Source organism: Carboxylicivirga sediminis (genome assembly GCF_018156225.1).
GTDB lineage: Bacteria > Bacteroidota > Bacteroidia > Bacteroidales > Marinilabiliaceae > Carboxylicivirga > Carboxylicivirga sediminis.
In genome coordinates, this window is record NZ_JAGTAR010000035.1 from 39,561 (window position 1) to 57,813 (window position 18,253).

The 18,253-nt window shown below is 41.7% G+C and carries 12 protein-coding genes; 6 read left to right on the forward strand and 6 right to left on the reverse strand.

Going from position 1 to position 18,253, the window contains the following annotated elements; translation table 11 throughout:
• Positions 1–6 precede the first annotated feature (6 nt).
• The 4 genes from KDU71_RS18635 to KDU71_RS18650 all read left to right on the forward strand — a co-directional run bounded on the left by KDU71_RS18635 (position 7) and on the right by KDU71_RS18650 (position 5,657).
• Positions 7–903: a bifunctional enoyl-CoA hydratase/phosphate acetyltransferase gene (locus KDU71_RS18635; RefSeq protein ID WP_212192618.1), complete on the forward strand. Its 897-nt coding sequence runs from the start codon at positions 7–9 to the stop codon at positions 901–903.
• Positions 904–994: 91 nt separating this feature from the next.
• The gene (gene buk, locus KDU71_RS18640) at positions 995–2,071 is read left to right on the forward strand and encodes a butyrate kinase (RefSeq protein ID WP_212192619.1); all 1,077 of its coding nucleotides are present in this window, start codon (positions 995–997) and stop codon (positions 2,069–2,071) included.
• 77 nt (positions 2,072–2,148) lie between these two features.
• The gene (locus KDU71_RS18645; RefSeq protein ID WP_212192620.1) at positions 2,149–3,432 is read left to right on the forward strand and encodes a cation:proton antiporter domain-containing protein; all 1,284 of its coding nucleotides are present in this window, start codon (positions 2,149–2,151) and stop codon (positions 3,430–3,432) included.
• 59 nt (positions 3,433–3,491) lie between these two features.
• Positions 3,492–5,657, forward strand: a complete 2,166-nt coding sequence (locus KDU71_RS18650; RefSeq protein ID WP_212192621.1) for a T9SS type A sorting domain-containing protein — start codon at positions 3,492–3,494, stop codon at positions 5,655–5,657.
• A gap of 44 nt (positions 5,658–5,701) precedes the next feature.
• Here KDU71_RS18650 and KDU71_RS18655 read toward each other — a convergent pair whose 3' ends face one another.
• From KDU71_RS18655 to KDU71_RS18675, 5 genes are read right to left on the reverse strand one after another with little or no spacing between them, the layout of a single operon-like run.
• A complete protein-coding gene (locus tag KDU71_RS18655) occupies positions 5,702–6,661 on the reverse strand; it encodes a DUF4465 domain-containing protein (RefSeq protein WP_212192622.1) in 960 nt (319 codons plus the stop codon).
• Between the two features lies 1 nt (position 6,662).
• Positions 6,663–8,072, reverse strand: coding sequence for a thioredoxin-like domain-containing protein (locus KDU71_RS18660; RefSeq protein WP_212192623.1), 1,410 nt, complete (start codon positions 8,070–8,072; stop codon positions 6,663–6,665).
• Position 8,073: 1 nt separating this feature from the next.
• Positions 8,074–8,967: a glycosyltransferase family 2 protein gene (locus KDU71_RS18665; protein WP_212192624.1), complete on the reverse strand. Its 894-nt coding sequence runs from the start codon at positions 8,965–8,967 to the stop codon at positions 8,074–8,076.
• 3 nt (positions 8,968–8,970) lie between these two features.
• A complete protein-coding gene (locus tag KDU71_RS18670; RefSeq protein WP_212192625.1) occupies positions 8,971–10,749 on the reverse strand; it encodes an aminopeptidase P family protein in 1,779 nt (592 codons plus the stop codon).
• A 4-nt stretch (positions 10,750–10,753) separates the two neighbouring features.
• Positions 10,754–11,824 (reverse strand): DUF4097 family beta strand repeat-containing protein, encoded by a 1,071-nt coding sequence (locus KDU71_RS18675; RefSeq protein WP_212192626.1) that lies wholly within the window; start codon positions 11,822–11,824, stop codon positions 10,754–10,756.
• Between the two features lie 209 nt (positions 11,825–12,033).
• Between KDU71_RS18675 and KDU71_RS18680 the strand changes: the two genes are divergently transcribed.
• Complete coding sequence (locus tag KDU71_RS18680) at positions 12,034–14,079, forward strand: TonB-dependent receptor (RefSeq protein ID WP_212192627.1); 2,046 nt, start codon at positions 12,034–12,036, stop codon at positions 14,077–14,079.
• 270 nt (positions 14,080–14,349) lie between these two features.
• Here KDU71_RS18680 and KDU71_RS18685 read toward each other — a convergent pair whose 3' ends face one another.
• Entirely contained in the window at positions 14,350–16,185 is a 1,836-nt protein-coding gene (locus KDU71_RS18685) for a peptidase U32 family protein (protein ID WP_212192628.1), read from the reverse strand.
• 123 nt (positions 16,186–16,308) lie between these two features.
• Here KDU71_RS18685 and KDU71_RS18690 point away from each other — a divergent pair, with 123 nt between their 5' ends.
• Positions 16,309–18,087 (forward strand): SLC13 family permease, encoded by a 1,779-nt coding sequence (locus KDU71_RS18690; RefSeq protein ID WP_212192629.1) that lies wholly within the window; start codon positions 16,309–16,311, stop codon positions 18,085–18,087.
• Positions 18,088–18,253 lie beyond the last annotated feature (166 nt).

Below are 18,253 nucleotides of genomic sequence, written 5' to 3' on the forward strand. Positions count from 1 at the left end.
TATAAAATGTTTAAATCCTTATCAGATCTTCAAAAGCTTATTGAAAAAAATAAGGTTAAGAAGAAGCTAGCTCTTGCAGTTTCGCAAGATTCACACTCTTTAGAGGCTGTGCATGCAGCCTTTAAGGCAGGTATTATCGAGCCCATATTAATCGGTTCCCGTCCTGATACCGAGCGTATCATTGAGGAGAAAGGTTTTGATTTTAATGGTGCTACATTTATTCATGAACCAGATGATGTAAAATCAGTGGAATTGGCCGTGCGTATGGTGCACGATCATAAGGCAGATATCTTGATGAAAGGTAAAGTGGCTACTCCTGTGCTATTAAAAGGAGTGCTTAACAAGGAGTGGGGATTGCGTACAGGTAGTTTACTGTCGCATTTTGCACTGTTTGAGGTAGATACCTATCATAAGTTAATTGCTGTAACCGATGTTGCGATGAATATTGCTCCTAACTTAAAGGATAAGATAGGCATCGTTAATAACTCAGTGGGTTATATGAATAAAATGGGTATTGCCAAACCTAAGGTGGCAGTACTTGGCGCGATTGAGATGGTGAATGAAAGTATGCAGGCAACCCTGGATGCCGCTTTGCTGTCAAAAATGAATCAGCGCGACCAGATCAAAAACTGTATCATCGATGGTCCATTGGCCTTTGACAATGCGGTAAGCTTTGAAAGTGCCAAGCACAAAGGCATTAAAAGCGAGGTTGCGGGAGATACAGATTTGTTGTTAATGCCTGACATTGAGGTAGGTAATGTGCTGTATAAAACATTGGTATTCTTTGCAAAAGCTAAGGTGGCCTCTGTAATACTTGGAGCATCGGCTCCAATTGTACTTACTTCGCGAAGTGATTCTGAAGAGTCTAAATACAATAGTATACTATTAGCCGCAATGGGCTAATGGAAAGCACCCGGTCTGCTCCTCAGGCCGGGTGTTTATAAAATATACGTTAATAATTTTGTGAAAAATCCCAATTAGTAAAAAGCAAACTATGGACAAGAAGAAAATCCTTGTTATTAATCCAGGTTCCACATCAACTAAAATTGCAGTGTATTGTGGAGATAAGTCTGTTTTTCTAAAAACATTAAGACATTCGGCTGAAGAAATTGGTCAGTTTGAAGATATTGCTTCTCAGTTTGAGTTCAGAAAAGAAACAATTGTGAAAGAGCTTTTAGAGGCAGATATTGAAATTGATGATTTTGATGCCATTGTAGGTCGTGGTGGAATGGTTAAGCCAATTGCATCAGGTGTGTATGAAGTGAATGAAGCATTGAAAGCTGACCTGAGAAAAGGTGTGTTAGGACAACATGCCAGTAACCTAGGAGGCTTAATTGCTGATGATTTAGCCAAGAATATTGAAGGCGCTCGCGCATTTATTGCCGATCCGGTTGTGGTGGATGAGTTGCAGGATGTTGCACGTGTAACGGGTCACCCTGAAATGCCACGCCGCTCAATCTTCCATGCCTTAAACCAAAAGGCGGTAGCTAAGCGCTTTGCAAAAGAGATTGAAAAGAAATACGAAGACATCAATGTGATTGTAGCACACCTGGGAGGTGGTATCTCTGTTGGTGCTCACCTTCGTGGGAAAGTTGTAGATGTAAACAATGCATTGGACGGATACGGACCTTTCTCGCCAGAAAGAGCAGGAACACTGCCAACAGGTGCATTGATTGATGCATGTTACAGTGGTAAATATTCGTATGAGGAAATGCGCAAGATTGTGAATGGTAAAGGTGGCTTGGTTGCTCACTTGGGTACTAACCAGGCGCATGAAGTAGAAAAGAAAGCCGCAGAAGGGGAGCCTCACTATAAGCTGATTCACTCGGCTATGTCATACCAAATTGGTAAAACAATTGGTGGTTGCGCTGCAGTGTTGAAAGGAGATGTTGATGGCATTATTGTTACCGGTGGTATTGCTTACGATAAGCTGGTGATTGAATACCTGAAGGATATGGTTGGCTGGATAGCTCCGGTAAAAGTTTATCCTGGTGAGGATGAGATGCAGGCATTGGCTGAAAATGGCTGGGCTGTATTAAACGGAGAAGTAGAATGTAAAACATACGAATAGTACATTCTTTACGATATAATCAATCCCGTTCTGGCAGAACGGGATTTTTTTTATCTTCACCGTTCGTAATATTGTCTATGGGAGAATTAAGTGCGTATTATCTGGTAATAGGAGCAGCCGTCATCATTATTGTATCGTATTTGTACAACATATTGGCTCAAAAAACCAACATACCCAGTGTCATCTTACTGATTGTATCGGGGTACCTGGCAAAAGAGTTTTTGGGTTTTGAGTTTAACGAAGATGAATGGTTCTTACCGCTCGAAGTATTGGGGATAGTTGGATTAATACTGATTGTGCTGGAGGCGGCTCTGGATTTGGAACTAAGGCGGAAAAAGCTGCGGTTGATTGGCTTATCGGGTCTTATAGCCACTTTGTCTTTATTCTTTAATACCTTCTTTCTGGCCTTTGGTATCAGGTATTTTATAGGTAATCTTGACATGCTGACAGCTGTGATTTATGCAATTCCATTGGCTATAACCAGCAGTGCTATTGTTATTCCGAGTGTAACCCGCCTGGAGCGAGCCAAGCGGGAATTTTTGATTTATGAGAGTACCATATCCGATATTTTGGGCATCATGTTTTTTTATCTGCTTGTGGAAAATCTGGATACGAATGGCGCTACGGAGGTAGGGTTTAATGTGATTACAACAATAGGAGGCACCTTAATTTTAAGTGTTGTTCTTTCGTATGCCATGATAATTGCATTTCAGCGGATTAAATCAGATGTAAAGCTATTTCTGTTTTTTGCAGTGCTCATTCTGTTTTATGCCATTGGTAAGCTTTTCCACTTGTCGTCGCTTCTGATGATTCTCGTATTTGGCTTAGTACTGGAGAACCGTATGTTATTTTTCAGCGGCTTTTTACGTAAGTACCTGTACGAAGAAAATGTGAAACGTGTGCTTGTCGATTTTAAGCTGCTCACGCGTGAGAGTTCTTTTGTGGTTCGTACATTTTTCTTCTTCATTTTAGGGATGTCAATCACGTTGGCTGGTGTTTTTGTGCCAGATATATTGCTGCTTACACTGTATTTTATAGTCGGGATGTTTGCTTTTCGATGGCTGGTTTTTAAGCTCATTTTTAAACGTGATTACTTTCCTCAGTTTTTGATTGCACCACGGGGACTTATATCTATATTATTGTTTTTTGCTATACCCAAAGAGTTTAGAATTAACGAGTTTGAATTAGGTATTTTATTATTGTCCATAGTAGTCACAAGTCTTTTTATGGCATGGGCTTTGGTACTTAATGGCATAGGCAGATATGGCCGAATGAAACGTTATATATCCATTTTACACGCTGTGCAAAAAGGCAGGGGAATGATTAACAGAAAAACTAAGGATAGAGAGAATGCTGCTTAGAGCAGGGATAGGTACAATAATTTGTGTAACTTTTGGCAATTGTTTTTGTAAGAAACACTATGGTTAAACAACTATTAATAATCGTTTTTGGGGTAATCTCCGTAAATGTTTGGTCGCAAATTTCACATGGTGGTCAACCCATGTTGCTAAACGAGGTGGTAGAGCCAATTAGTTTAATGCCTGCAAGGACAGCTATGGCTTCTCAGGTTCAATCAAGAGAACAGGGCAAGTTGCCGTTGCGATTTGCAGAAGCTATTTACACTAATTTTACGCCTCAGAATAGTGGCGAATGGGAAGCGGATGCTAATGGCTACAAGGTTTGGCGTCTGGCTATTAAGTCAGAAGGAGCCAAAAGTCTTAATTTGATTTTCGACAAGTTTTGTTTATCTGATGATGATAAGTTATTCGTATATAATCCACAGAGAAGTCATGTTTTAGGAGCTTTCACAAAAGAAAATAATAAACCATCGAAAATATTTGCAGTGGCTCCCGTTGCAGGCGATGAGCTAATAGTGGAGTTGCAAACAAAGAAGACAGTTGATTTTCCTTTTGAGCTTGAGGTAAGTGCAGTTAATCACGATTTTTTAGGTGTACATAATTACCTTAAAAGAAAAAGTGATTTTGGCGATTCAGGACTGTGTAATATTAATGCTTCCTGTGAAAGTATTTGTTCGGATGAAATAAGACGATCGGTGTGTAAAATTATCAGCGATGGCGTATACCTGTGTTCTGGAACCATGCTTAATAGCTCTGTCGAAGAAGGAAATCCATTATTTTTAACAGCAGGTCACTGCACCACCAATACATCTGGAGTGCCTTTTGACTATACGGCCCAAACAATTATTTTCTTTTTTAATTATGAGTCATATAGTTGCGATCCTGTTATTAATGGTGTTGATGCTCAAACCGTATCGGGAGCCGAATTAATAGCCTACGTTGAAAACATGGATTTTGCCCTTTTACAAATGGGAGAAACACCTAAAGATAACTATCGCCCCTACCTGGCAGGCTGGACAAGAGCTGAAACCATTGATAATGCTGTATTTTCGGTACATCATCCCCAAGGTGATGTGAAAAAAATTGCCGTCTCGGCGGCAGCACCAGTAAATGCGTCCTATAATGCGAAATCATATGGAGGCGTGTCATTTCTTGAGAATATTCACTGGCAGATAGCCCTTTGGGATAGAGGTGTAACAGAAGGTGGTTCATCAGGTTCCGGATTGTTTACCGAAGACCAGCTTTTTATTGGTAATCTTTCAGGAGGAGAGGCGTTCTGCGGAAACCCTTATAATGATTATTACGTCCGTTTTAATCAGGCATGGAACTATAATAGTGAAAAAAACAAAAGTTTGGTGCAATGGCTGTCGCCCGATGATATAAACAGAACACAAATGAATGGGCGGGAGCTATCCAGCTACAAACGCGTTTCTCATTTAAATACAGAGCGTACAGCAAATGTTCTGTACGATAATAGGTTTACAGGAAGTTGGTCGGGGCATAACGAACGTGGTTACACGGCCTATGCCAGTTCATTTTATGATGTTGAAAGTGCAACGGTAAGTGGTGTTTATCTTGTTCCCGCTAAAGTCGAAAGTTCAAGCCAGACTATTAATGTAACCATTTGGGATAATGATAATGGCAAGCCGGGTGATGTATTGTGGAGTCGAGAAAATATTCAGTTAAACAGCTTGTATGAAAATAGTGAGGCATTGATAGAATTGGCTGTTCCGCTGGAGCTTAATAATGCATTTTTTGCTGGGGTTGAGCTCTCTTATCCTGCCAGTGTTGATACTTTTGGCATCTATATGAGTGATTTATCTGCAGAGGAGGGGCTTAATCGTGCCTATATTAGGCAGTCAGATGGTCAGTGGGTTGCTTTTAGCGATGTTCACTCGTCTGGAAAAAAAGCCAGCTATTGGGTTGATGTTTTAGCGGCAGATCCAGTATTTGTAAGTATTGGAGATAAACCGACATCTATAAAAAGAAACTATGTGAATATTCTTAATCATCCCATTAAAAACAGAACCATACAATTTAATTCAGATGTAAGGGATTTAAGTACTGTCGAAGTTTATGCACTTAATGGGCAGATTGTTAAGACTTACGTTATTCAGAATCCTGTAAAGGATGCTTTCTCAGTGCACGGTATACCTCAGGGTGTTTATCTTTTGAAATTTAGTTCTTCCACCGAAGTATTTGTCAAAAAAGTGCTGATTGTGGACTAAGCAGAGTTCAGAGTATCATATTTAACTCCGAACTCATGGTTGATTTATTCAATAATCTTCAGGTTATCGAGGCAGAAATACATGGGCAGATCAAATGTTTCATCGGCATCGCGGGATGAGCTGAGCTCAAACACCAATTGATGAATGGCCCCAAGTGATGTCAAATCTACTTGTTCCCATTCAGAAACCAGGTATTTATCGGCTGTTAATTCAGGACGATAATCAGCCAGGAGAAATTCAACAGGTCCGGATATCTTCGCGCCATTTTGGTCTAATCCACTAATGCTTAATAAGTAATAGTCTTTGCCTTCTTTCTTATTAAATCCTGATTGCATTGTAAGATAGCTGCGCGTAGCATTGTTTACTTCAATGCTTCTGACTACATGAGCATTTCCATCGTTAAATGTAACGGGGAATGATTTATCTGCTTGTTGCTTATAAACCATAAAGATGTCTGAGTCATCGGCCCCTGAGCTGGCATATACGCTAAACTCATTCTTTTCGGAAGCATCTGTTTTATTGGTATTATCACTTAGCGCAAAACCGCCCCAATCAGCAGGTGACGCTGCATCGTAGTCACAGCTATAGTGTATGTATTTAAACTGGTGGAAGCCTTCTTCGGGCTGATTGAAGTAGCCATCATCATTTAAGTTATCAAACTCTTCAAAACTGTTTATGTCCAATGAGTTTACGCTTATATCCATAGCATCTTCGCCGTAGGGCGTAAAAACCGTAAATTTAAGCAGATAGGTACCCAGTGGCCTGTTCTCAAAAGTGTATATTTTTTCATTGTCTATGGCCAGATCATTTTCGGACCATGTGTACTCCGAATCAATGTCATAGGTTATTTTGGGTTCGATATACTCTACGCTATCGGTATCAAAATCGAAGCCGCCGTCAGGTATCTGCAGGAATATTTCCGGTGCAGGTATCACCTTCTCATTGTTCTGACAGGCTGATAATGTAATGATTGATAGAAGAATCCAATATAGGTACTTGTACATGCTATTTCAATTTAAAATGGTGGTCCAGAAAACCGGGTATTTGCTCACTGCCAATGCGTTTGGCAAGAATTTTTTTATCCTTATCAAGGATGTAGATGACAGGTGTGCTGTAAATGTCGTAATTATTTCTGAAATTACTTCTGTTGTATGGATCATAGAGGTGAATCCATTCGTGTAATTGATGTTCGTTGATAAAGTTTACCCATGGTTCTTTATCCCACTGGGTGTAAACGGCTACTATTTTTATATCCTGGTTGGCATATTTTTTCCAGACTTCTTCATAGAGCTTTGGTATTTCTTTTTCGCAATGGCCACACTCGGGCTCCCAAAATACCAGTATGGTAATATCGGCACGTATCTCACTCAAACGATAAAACTCATCGGTATTGGACTGCATCTTAAAGTCAGCGGCTGTGTGACCAAGTATATTTGGTTTAATCTTATCAACCCGTTCTTGTAGATTCTTCAGAAACTCCTCATCTACCCAGTCAGCCCTGCCATTTAGGTAATAGGCTTCTCCCAGCGAAACCAAAACAGCATCCATCCCCATTATTTTACTTTCGTTAGCCCGGTTAAATAGGTGCTGAATCAGGTATTTCTCCATGTCGTAGTTGCTGTTAGCCATGGCAATTACGCGGTGAGATTCTTTAATAATTGTATCGGGTAGTTGCAGCAGCACATTGTCAAAATAGTTTTCGAGCTTATTGGTGAAAAACGGGGTGCGTAAGATGCGCGGATCATCCATTTGCATATTGTCGAAATAGTGTGCTTTATAATAGTCGTAGCGCATGCGTTGAACCACCGAATCAGGATTAGAACTTCCATTTGGAGCTGTCATCTGAGGTACTTCAATTTCCTGAGTAGCTTTTAAAAAGATACTCAAAAAGCTGTTGGGGTGCTGGCTGGTTATTTCCTCATATTTTGCTTTCACATCAGCCGACAGGGCGTTAATTTGCTTTTGTAGCTTTGCTTTGGTGGCGGCGTCGGGGTTAGCTTTCAACTGCTCTTGCACAGGGGCAGCCTCCTTTTGTTTAGTCACCAGGTATTGCTGGTAATTTAAAAAATCGGCACTTTCAGCGCTTCCCTCAATGGTCATGTGATTCAACAAGTTGCTTTTTGCAGTGTTGACCTTAAATTGCTGTTCTTTACCAATAAGCAAGTCAAAATAGGTTCTGTCTTCAAGATAAACTATATACAGTCCTTCCTCGAGCTTCTCATCGCCTTTAAAAAGGTAGTTTCCTTTCGGGCTGATGTATGCTGTATCCTTTACAAGCATCTTTTTATTAAAGTAATAACCCAGTATTAAAGTAGAGTCGCTATAGTTATCAATGCTAACAGTAATGCTGTGAGTTTGGGCAACTGTTAAGCTATAATAGATTAGGTAAAGTGTTAAGGATATTATATTTTTCATATTACTGATTTATATCGTAAGTTTGTTTATAATGGAACAGATATAACATTTTATATACATCAAATATAAAAATAGAAGGATATACTTTTGATAAGAACATTGCGATCGGTCTTTCAGTTAGTTTATAACATAAATCAAGTAATTTAATAAGAATAGATGGTTGTTTGCTCTTAAGTATTTTTACAGCTTTGTGACTTTCTAGCTCTATATATTTAGTATTTTTATATATATACCATAGGTTGGATAAAGATTCTTTTGTTTTGGATAAGAAAATATCTGCAGGCTCTATGCCTTTATGTATAACTTTGTTGTTAATGGTGTAAAAAGGAATTTGCCTTCTTCTTAACAGAATTCCAAAGAGAGTATCCTCATTACCATATCCTTTTATTCTTTCATCAAACTTTATAGAGTTAAAAAGTTTTCTATCAATCACGAAGTTGGATGACAGAAAGCTTATGGAATTTTCATTGTATCGAATTGTTGATTCCCTTTTTCTTCCGTAATTCCACCTTAACCTCAGGTTTCTATCAGGTTTCTCTTTGTCATATGCTAGCCCTCCAATTACGAGTTGATGAGATAAGCTTTTAGGTTGGCAATAATTGAATAGGTAGTTTGATGATACAATGCAATCGCTGTCAATAAAAGCAATTTTGTCGTATTTGGCATATTCAACCAATTTATTTCTGGTTATGGAACGTCCATGATTAAACTGTTCGTAGTACCTCACAGCTTTTAAGCTAATTATGTCCTTGTTTAAATTACGGAAATGGTTGTTTGAGCCATCATCAAGTACAATAATTTCCCCATCTAATTTTGTATCAGTAAATTGCTTACTGAGCTCCTCCACCAACTCTCTAACATCTACATTATATACCGGGATACAAATACTCAGCATCTGTTACAAAGGCTTTGTGCTGTTCTTCAGCCATTCTTTTTCTTCGCCATCCAGAAGTGGCGAGATAAGGTCATACACTTTCTGATGATAGTTGTTGACCCATGTTTTTTCCTGAACTGTTAATAGTTCAGTTTTAATGGCGCGGGTATCAACCGGACATAATGTCAAGGTTTCAAACTTTAGGAAGCTACCAAAGTCGGTGTTCTTATCTTTAAGTGTTAAAATCAGGTTTTCGATGCGAATACCATGCTTACCTGATTTGTATATGCCCGGTTCGTTGGATGAAATCATCCCTTCTTGTATCTCCACACCATTATCTTGCGGACGAATGCTTTGTGGACCCTCGTGCACACATAGGAAGTGACCAATGCCATGACCGGTGCCATGCCCATAATTAATGCCGTGCTGCCACATGGCCTGACGGGCGAGTATATCGAGGTGAACACCTCTGGTGCCTGTTGGGAAAACGGCCATATCCAGACCTATATTACCTTTCAATACCAGTGTGAAATCAGTTTTTTCTTCATCAGTGAGTGGACCCAGGGCAACGGTTCGGGTGATGTCTGTTGTGCCTTCAAGGTATTGACCTCCTGAATCGATGAGGAATAAACCCTTGGGCTGAAGCTCTGCAGCCGATTCTTCCTGAACAGCGTAATGCACGATGGCACCATTGCCGGCATATCCGCTGATGGTGTTAAATGAATCACCGTGGTAATTGGGTTGCTCTGCTCTGAAAGCACTTAGCCGGGCAGCAGCCGAATATTCTGTTATGGTTTCTTTACCAATGGTGTTATCGAGCCAGCACAGAAACTTTGTCATCGCAACACCATCTTTTACCATGGCTTTTCTGAAGTTCTCAACCTCCACTTCGTTCTTTTGCGCCTTCAGGTTGGTAACAATGCTGGTTGTTTCAATTTTAGTGCTTTGCTGCGGTAATGAGCTGTATACGGTACTATTGGTTCTGTTAGGATCTACAATTACCTTGGCTAAAGGCGGCATGTCCTTTATAAAATTATAAAAATCATTGTAGATGAATATTTTGATATCCTCTTCCGATAGTTGCTTACCAATGCTGGAGGTTAGCTTATGAGGGTCAATAAACAGGTTAACATGGTTATGCGACACTACCAGGTAGGCATGAAATACAGGATTGAATTGCACATCCTGTCCTCTGAAGTTAAGCAACCAGGCTACCTCGTCAAGTGTTGTGATAATATAGTGTGTGCCTCCCTGCGCTTTCATTCGGCGACGTACTTCCGCTATTTTTTCGGTACGGGACAGGCCGGTGTACTCGGTACCCAATTCAAAAATACCATCTTCAGGTATTAGGGGGCGTGCTTCCCAAATATCATCTTCCATAAATAGCTTGGCATCCAGCCGTATGTCGGCTTTTTTCAGAAGCCTGGCCAGTGCGCGTAGCTCATTGACCGTCATGGTTTTTCCATTGACACCAACCACCGAACCGGCATTTAGCTTTTCTGTCAGCCAGTCTTTATAGTCCGGCACTCCTTCTGTACCCATTCGATATAAATCCATCCCCGAATCTTCCAGCTGTTGTTCTGCCTGGAGGAAGTAGCGAGAGTCGGTCCACAGACCTGCTTCCTCGTTGGTAACCACCACTGTTCCGGCCGAACCGGTAAAGCCCGACAGCCATTCTCTGAATTTCCAGTGTGATGAAGGGTACTCACTTAAATGCGGATCGGCACTTGTAATAATACAGGCATCAACTCCAAGAGTAGCCATGTGATTTCTGAGTTTAAATAAGCGATCGGGCGTAGACATGTATCTAGTTTTTTATGGTTATGGATGCATCTTCATTAAATAATATCAGGTTGGCCTGTGGTGTTTCCGTTTCTCCAATTGTACCGGAAAACGACACCGTGCCATTCTCTTTGTAGAGCAGTAAATCCTGGGGGCTGGGATGGGTAAATGAGCCATTTGTTACTGCACCATTTAAAAGGTATGTAAGTTCTGATGGGAGAGTAAGTGTGGTTTTTGCTCTCTTATTTGAAATGGTAACTTCCTTCACTGATTGATTGGCTTCAACCAGCAGCTGGCCTCGTTCCAACTCACAAAAAAGATAGTTGGACAGGCCTTTGACTTTGCCAATAAATTGTGAACCTTTCAGACTTAAGCTATCCACCTGATTAATGGTGAGCCTGTCGGTTGAAGTTTGCAATTCCATGACAGAAACATTGGTGATGCCTGCCATGCAATAATTAGTTTTGCCCTTCAGTTTTTGCCCATTATTAATGTTAAGGGTACAATTGTTTAAATTGGCCTTTATCTCACCAAAATTATCAATCAGTCCCTCGGTAAATGCTAAGTCCAGCTGAAGCAATTTGTCCGGAGCTATTTGTGTTAATTCCAGGTTGCCATAGCTGTGTTTGAGCTTGATGGCACCGCTGATGCTGTCAATCTTTACATCACCAATAGAGTTGTTGATATCAAGGTTTAACCGGGCCGGAATTTTAATGCGGTAATTAATTGTAAAGGGGTAGTTCGAAAAGAAATCTTCCGAGAAAGTGGTTTTGAGATGGCTGGTACGGTTGTATCGCCGGTCTTCAAAAGAAACAAGAGACAGAAACTCCTCCAGATTACTCTCATACCTTGTTTCCATGTTCACCGTAATATCTACCTGTATGGTTTCTTCTTCCCAGGATGACACATAAACAAAGCCATGCTTGTTGGTCACTTTTAGCTCATCAATGTTTGTGGCATCAAAATCTTTTTTAACGACGTGGGTTCTTCCTGGAGCCTTTGTTATAACGGTGGAGTCATTTGCTTCGTCCTGAGCACTTAGGCTAACGAGGCCAAACAAGTTAAAGCAAAGCATATAGATGAATAGAGATCTCATGTTGTTATTTTATTGTTGAAACAGCGGTGAATCCTAAAGGTTCGCACTGAACTATATTGACAAAAATAAGTTAATATGATGGGGCTAAAATAAGCAAAATAGCACGGCTATAAAAATCTGCATAGAGATTGTCGGAAAAGGCTTCTGCAAACATTATCAGGCTCTATATTATTATACCTTTGCGGCGATTTTAATTTTAAATAGTATAAATGAAAACAAGTAATTTTTTTAAACAACAAAACCTTTGCTTTAAGCATTGGAATGGAGAAAAGTATGCCGTTTTTAACAGCATTAAGAAAGTGGTAAAAATAGGGGCTTTATGCGCAGCTTACTTTTCTATTTTTGGTTATCAGCAAACATTCGCACAAATTGATACTGCATCCATCAATAAAAAAATAAATCTGGAAGAGGTCGAGGTATCGGCTCGTCGCACAACATCGGTTTATTCCGAAGTAGGGCGTGTACTCCATGTTATTTCGCGTAAGGAGATAGAAGAACTGCCGGTTTACAGTGTGCAGGATTTACTCAGATATGCGATGAATGTGGATGTGCGTCAACGCGGCCCACTGGGAATTCAGGCAGATGTGAGTATTCGGGGAGGATCATTCGACCAGGTCATGATCCTTTTTAATGGCATCAATGTTACCGATCCACAAACCGGTCATTTAAGCCTTAACTTGCCCGTAGATATGCAAAGTATTGAACGTGTTGAAATACTTGAGGGACCGGGAGCCCGCGTGTATGGTCCCGGTGCTTTTAGTGGTGCTATCAACTTTGTTACCGGCACTAAAACTCAGGATAATCTTACTGTTAATGTGCTTGGTGGTCAACATGGTTTGTACAATGCATCGGCCAACGCCACGGTGAAAACCGGCTTCCTCAAAAACTACATTGCTGCCAACAAAGCCTCAAGTGATGGGTATATCAATAATACCGATTTTAAAAATCACAGCCTTTTCTATCAGGGACAGCTGGATTTCGGTAAAGAACAACTTGACTTTCAGCTGGGGTACAACGATAAAGCTTTTGGAGCCAATGCCTTCTATACCCCAAAATACCCCAATCAATTTGAACAGAATAAAACAACTTTTGCCTCGGTAAAGCTAAGCTCTGGTGAAACTGTTAAGATATCACCCGCCCTTTACTGGCGCCGTCATCAGGACCGTTTTGAGCTATTCAGAGATAACCCGGCCAGCTGGTACACAACACATAATTATCACCTTACCGATGTGTTTGGTGGCAGCTTCAATGCTGTTATTCCCTGGGCTTTGGGTAAAACTTCGGTAGGCGGTGAGGTGCGTAGTGAAAATGTTTGGAGTAACGTACTGGGATATGACATGAAAACGTCTGTTGATGTGCCAGGTGAGGATGCCCAGTTCACCAAATCGTTTCATCGCACCAATGTATCTACTTTTGTGGAACATGTTTATAACTATCAAAAGCTGTCAGTATCGGCAGGAGTGTTGATGAACTGGAATTCATCACTGGGTTTCGGTGTTGATTTCTTTCCGGGAGTGGATGTGAGTTACTGGCTCACCGATGCGCTTAAGGTATATGGTAGTGCCAATAAAACACTGCGCCTGCCCACTTTCACCGATTTGTTTTATGCCGGCCCAACCAACCTGGGTAATCCGGACTTGAAGCCGGAAGAGGCACTAACCTTTGAAGGTGGACTAAAGGTGGTTAACAGCTGGTTGAGTGGACAAACAAGCCTTTACTATCGCGAAGCCGATAACCTGATTGACTGGGGGCGCCTTGATGGCGAAGAAAAATACCAGACGCGTAATTTAGCGGAGATGAGTTCATGGGGTTTTCAGGCACAAGGAAAGGTGAATGTAAGTGAGCTGATTGGTCGCAATCCCCTTAAGAGTATTGAATTGGGGTATGCCTACATCGACCAGGATAAAAATGTGCCGGACGAGTATGAATCTGTATATGTAATGGATTACCTGAAGCACAAATTTAATGCGGCTGCCAACCTCACCATATACAAACAGCTGGGTGCCGTTATTAATGTTACTTACCAGGATAGGGAAGGGGAATACATTAGCTTTGTAGATGGCTCCTACGAGGAAGTGCCGACTGAATATGCCCCTTTCTGGCTGGCTGATTTGCGCCTGCAATGGTCGGCTCCACGCTACAAGGTATTTGTGGATGCTACCAATATATTTGACCAGCAGTATTATGATTTGGGAAATGTTGTACAGCCCGGACGCTGGGTGCGAGCCGGTGTGCAGCTGAACCTTAATCTTTAATAGACAGTTAAAAATGAAATATAGAAGCCCACCCGGCCACTGGTCTGGTGGGTTTTTATGTGTCCTGCCGTTGGCAGCATCGTTTCCGCAGGTGCGCAAGTGTTCCTGCGGACGGCAGGATGATTTCCGCAGGTGCGCAAGTGCTCCCGCTGACGGCAGGAAGGTTTCCGCGTGTGCGGAAGTGCTCCAGCTGACGGCAGGAAGGTTTCCGCAGGTGCGGAAGTGTTCCCGCTGACGGCAGGAGGGCTTCTCAAATGATTGAGGCGCCCGCTATTTGGCTTTTTTAATGATCATTTCGCAGTTTTTGCAATCAAACTCCAGCAGGTAGCTGTCCTTATCGTTGTATAGGGTAAGTGGCAGAAGTCGGCGGGCTTCAGGATGTTCTTTAAGGCATTGGTTATTCATGTACAACAGGCAATGGCGGGTGCGCATAAGCTCCGCATTTGATGTGTTAGCCAGCTTCTCAAAGCCCCAGTCGCTGCTGGTTACACCATGGCGGGCATAAAACTGTTGAGCTTTCTGGTTGATGATGTTGGCGGTAAAATTGAGCTCGCTTTTAGGGAATGGCACACTATTGGGATGTATGACCCGTTCTTTGGCTTTAAAGTGCGCCTGACGTTTCTGCAGATGGCATTCAATTAGCTCCCGACGCAACCCATTCAAGTCTTTCGCCTTAAAAAACCAGTTGCTTTTAAGGTTGATATGCACATTATCGGCCTCAAATATGGTGGTGCCCAGCTTTGCTATTTGTGTTTGTATCTGCTCCAGTGCCCGTTCCGGGTTATTCGCGGTTTGTGTATCCAATGATCTGGTGATGGACGACGCAAGACCATCAGTATCTTTTATGGATAGGGTAAAGCCATTATCGTTTTCACTCAAAAGAATGTTGGCTTTTATCTTCCGTTGGGTGGTGTTGTTATTAACACTGTCGGTAAAAGCCTTATCGAAATTACGAAACAGGTTCATGCCCTGCCGTATGTCCTTCATGCTGTTGGTGTATATTTTATTCCCCTCCGTGCGGTTAACTTTTAAGCCCGTAAGCTCCTTCTTTTTGGTGTAAAACGAAAGTCCATCGCCATTATGGATGGGGGTGTTGCCCGCGATGGTAAAATGGTCTTTCCCCACCTGTATCACCTTGCCAATCTGTTCGCCCCTGTTTTTAGGCGAATCAATGGACCAGATGCCGGTTGAACGGCCATTGATAAAGTAGCTGGTAAAGCCCCTGTTAAAGCTTTTTCCAACTTCGGGTGTGTAACTGGCGGCACTTGTTCCTGACGATGCACGCACCACATCGTTACGGCGTGTTATTATTTCGTCGAGCAATTGCCGGTAATGTGCCGTCACATTGGCTACATAATCTTTGTCTTTCAAGCGCCCTTCAATTTTAAAGGAGGAGATACCGGCATCTACCAGCTGCTCCAAGTGCCCCGACAGGTTCAGATCTTTCAGCGACAGTAAGTGCTTATCATGGTACAACTCTTCACCGTTTCGGGTTTTTAAACTGTACTTAAGCCGGCATGGCTGGGCACATTCACCCCGGTTGGCACTGCGCTTGTTAATGGCAGCGCTCATATAGCACTGGCCGCTGTAGCATACACACAGCGCCCCATGAATAAAATATTCCAGGGGAACAGTTGTAGCCTGGCGGATGGTATCTATTTCGTTAATCGAAAGTTCGCGGGCCAGTACAATCTGGTCAAAACCCACATTCTCCAGGAATTTAACTTTATCAAGGCTGCGGTTATCCGTTTGTGTGCTGGCATGGATGGGGATGGGTGGTAAGTCTGTTTCCAGGAGGCCCATATCCTGTATGATGAGCGCATCGGCACCTAGTTGATATACCTGATGAGCCAACTCGTTGGCAGCCTGCAGCTCATTATCAAACAAAAGGGTATTGAGCGCAATATATACTTTCACCCCAAACAGGTGGGCATAACTTATGAGCTGTTCAATGTCATCAAGCGAATTGCCCGCATTTTTGCGGGCCCCAAAACCCGGACCACCTATGTATACGGCATCAGCACCATGGTCAATGGCTGCTTTACCGCATTCAAGATTCTTTGCAGGAGAAAGGAGTTCGATGGTTCTGACTGGTGCTGTGTTCATTGATTTTTGTTTAGCTTAATAAGCGATCGGATTAGTAATTTAAGTATTAATTTATATTTTTGTTTGTGCTCTTGGCGCCGAATTGGTGACAAAAATAGCACATTTATTTGACGCTTATAACAGATGCCGTACATCGACGTAATTGTTGTTTTTGTAGTTATTGCTTTTATCCTCGTATCTCTGTATCGCGAATGGATGGGGGCGGCTTTTACATTTTTTATCGCTGTAATGGTGCTGGGGATTTTCAAGATTCTTACACCCGCTGAAATTCTCGAAGGCTTTGCCAACGAGCAGATTGCTGTGATTATTATGCTACTGTTGCTGGGCGATGCCATTCGGCAGACCTCTGTTATTGAAATATTCTTTTCTAAAATTTTTCCAACATCATCCAGCTATAAGGGCTTTTTAGCCCGTATGATGATTTGGGTGGGCGGATTCTCTGCTTTCTTGAATAATACGCCTTTGGTGGCGGTGATGATGCCATATGTGCATCAGTGGAGCCAACGAAATAATATATCATCATCCAAGTTGCTGATTCCTTTGTCTTATGCCGCTATCTTAGGAGGGTGTGTAACACTTATTGGTACATCAACCAACCTGATTGTGAGTGGTATGGTGGCTGACCAGGATATTATCCAGGATATGCCGGCTTTGGAGATGTTTGATTTTGTATGGGTGGGTTTGCCAATGCTGGTTATTGGCTTTTTGTATTTATACTTCTTTAGTTACAAGCTACTGCCAGATAGGAAAACGGCTATAGATACCTATATTAAAAACGATCGAAAGTTTTTGGTCGAAGCAGTGGTGAAAAGAGGGTCAAAACTTATAGGCCTTACCATTGCAGAGGCTGATATGAAGAATGAAAACGGATTACTGCTGATAGAGGTAATTCGCGATAATCACCTGATTAGCCTTATTGATGATAACTTTGTGCTGCAGGAAGGCGATTTATTGCGCTTTGCGGGTGATAATACTGAAGTAGTTAACTTGCTATCGGAAACGAGCGAATTGATGTTGCCATCAGTAGGCATGATGTCGAAGCTGAAACGTTCGCAGGTGGTTGAGATTGTTATTTCTCATAATAGTACGCTGATTTCAAAGCAGGTGAGGGATATTTATTTCAGAGGTAAATATGATTCTGCTTTATTGGCCATTCACCGTAATGGTGAGCGCATTGTTGGTAAAATTGATGACCTCAAGCTAAAGGCAGGTGATGTTTTGCTGCTTCTGGCAGGTGATAACTTTACCAGCCGTATCCAAAATGACATCGATTTCTATGTTATCTCCAAGGTTAAAGAGTTACGTAAACCAGAGCGCTATAAGATTTGGGTACTCTTTGGCGGTACGCTAATGGCCATATTCCTGGCTGCCGTTAAGCTGGTGCCGCTGTTTATTGGTTTGCTGATAGTGTTGGCCGCCATCAATATCTTAAAAGTTGTATCGGCCAAGGATTTACCAAAAAATATTGACTATAACCTGGGGGTAATCATTGCGCTGTCGCTGGCCTTGGGTACAGCCATGATGAAAACAGGTGTGGCAGCGATGATAGCTAACTTGATTATTTCTGTGTTTATGCCACTGGGACGCATATCGATGCTGCTGGGCATATTTATGATAACTTCGGTGCTGGCTGCTTACATCACTAATAAAGCAGCAGTGGCCATTGTTTTTCCAATATCGATTACTGCCGCTAAAAATTTGGGGCTTGATCCGATGCCATTTGTGCTGGTGGTGTCTTTTGCTGCTGCAGCCAATTTCATCACGCCTATTGGCTATCAAACTAACCTGATGGTCTACGGTCCGGGTGGTTATAATTTTAAGGACTTCTTCAAGATTGGTCTTCCGCTTACCATTATTTATATGTTTGTAACAGTGGCGGTATTAAGCTATATGTACTTCTAGGTAAACTTTCATTACAGACCGATTAACAATGTAAAAAACATTGAAACGCCTATATGATCTGCAATCCCGCCGGGATTGTTATTAATAGGGTAGGCTTATTATTTCTATAAATATTCAACTTCTCCGAAGTTGTTTTATTATCTCCAGCGGAGATAAATATTTGTAG

What these genes read in the sequence shown, in the direction of transcription:
- KDU71_RS18650 (WP_212192621.1), top strand. Translation starts at nt 3,492, where the DNA reads ATGGTTAAACAACTATTAATAATCGTTTTTGGGGTAATCTCCGTAAAT.
- KDU71_RS18690 (WP_212192629.1), top strand. Translation starts at nt 16,309, where the DNA reads ATGCCGTACATCGACGTAATTGTTGTTTTTGTAGTTATTGCTTTTATC.
- KDU71_RS18635 (WP_212192618.1), top strand. Translation starts at nt 7, where the DNA reads ATGTTTAAATCCTTATCAGATCTTCAAAAGCTTATTGAAAAAAATAAG.
- KDU71_RS18645 (WP_212192620.1), top strand. Translation starts at nt 2,149, where the DNA reads ATGGGAGAATTAAGTGCGTATTATCTGGTAATAGGAGCAGCCGTCATC.
- KDU71_RS18675 (WP_212192626.1), bottom strand. Translation starts at nt 11,824, where the DNA reads ATGAGATCTCTATTCATCTATATGCTTTGCTTTAACTTGTTTGGCCTC.
- buk (WP_212192619.1), top strand. Translation starts at nt 995, where the DNA reads ATGGACAAGAAGAAAATCCTTGTTATTAATCCAGGTTCCACATCAACT.
- KDU71_RS18685 (WP_212192628.1), bottom strand. Translation starts at nt 16,185, where the DNA reads ATGAACACAGCACCAGTCAGAACCATCGAACTCCTTTCTCCTGCAAAG.
- KDU71_RS18680 (WP_212192627.1), top strand. Translation starts at nt 12,034, where the DNA reads ATGAAAACAAGTAATTTTTTTAAACAACAAAACCTTTGCTTTAAGCAT.
- KDU71_RS18660 (WP_212192623.1), bottom strand. Translation starts at nt 8,072, where the DNA reads ATGAAAAATATAATATCCTTAACACTTTACCTAATCTATTATAGCTTA.
- KDU71_RS18655 (WP_212192622.1), bottom strand. Translation starts at nt 6,661, where the DNA reads ATGTACAAGTACCTATATTGGATTCTTCTATCAATCATTACATTATCA.
- KDU71_RS18665 (WP_212192624.1), bottom strand. Translation starts at nt 8,967, where the DNA reads ATGCTGAGTATTTGTATCCCGGTATATAATGTAGATGTTAGAGAGTTG.
- KDU71_RS18670 (WP_212192625.1), bottom strand. Translation starts at nt 10,749, where the DNA reads ATGTCTACGCCCGATCGCTTATTTAAACTCAGAAATCACATGGCTACT.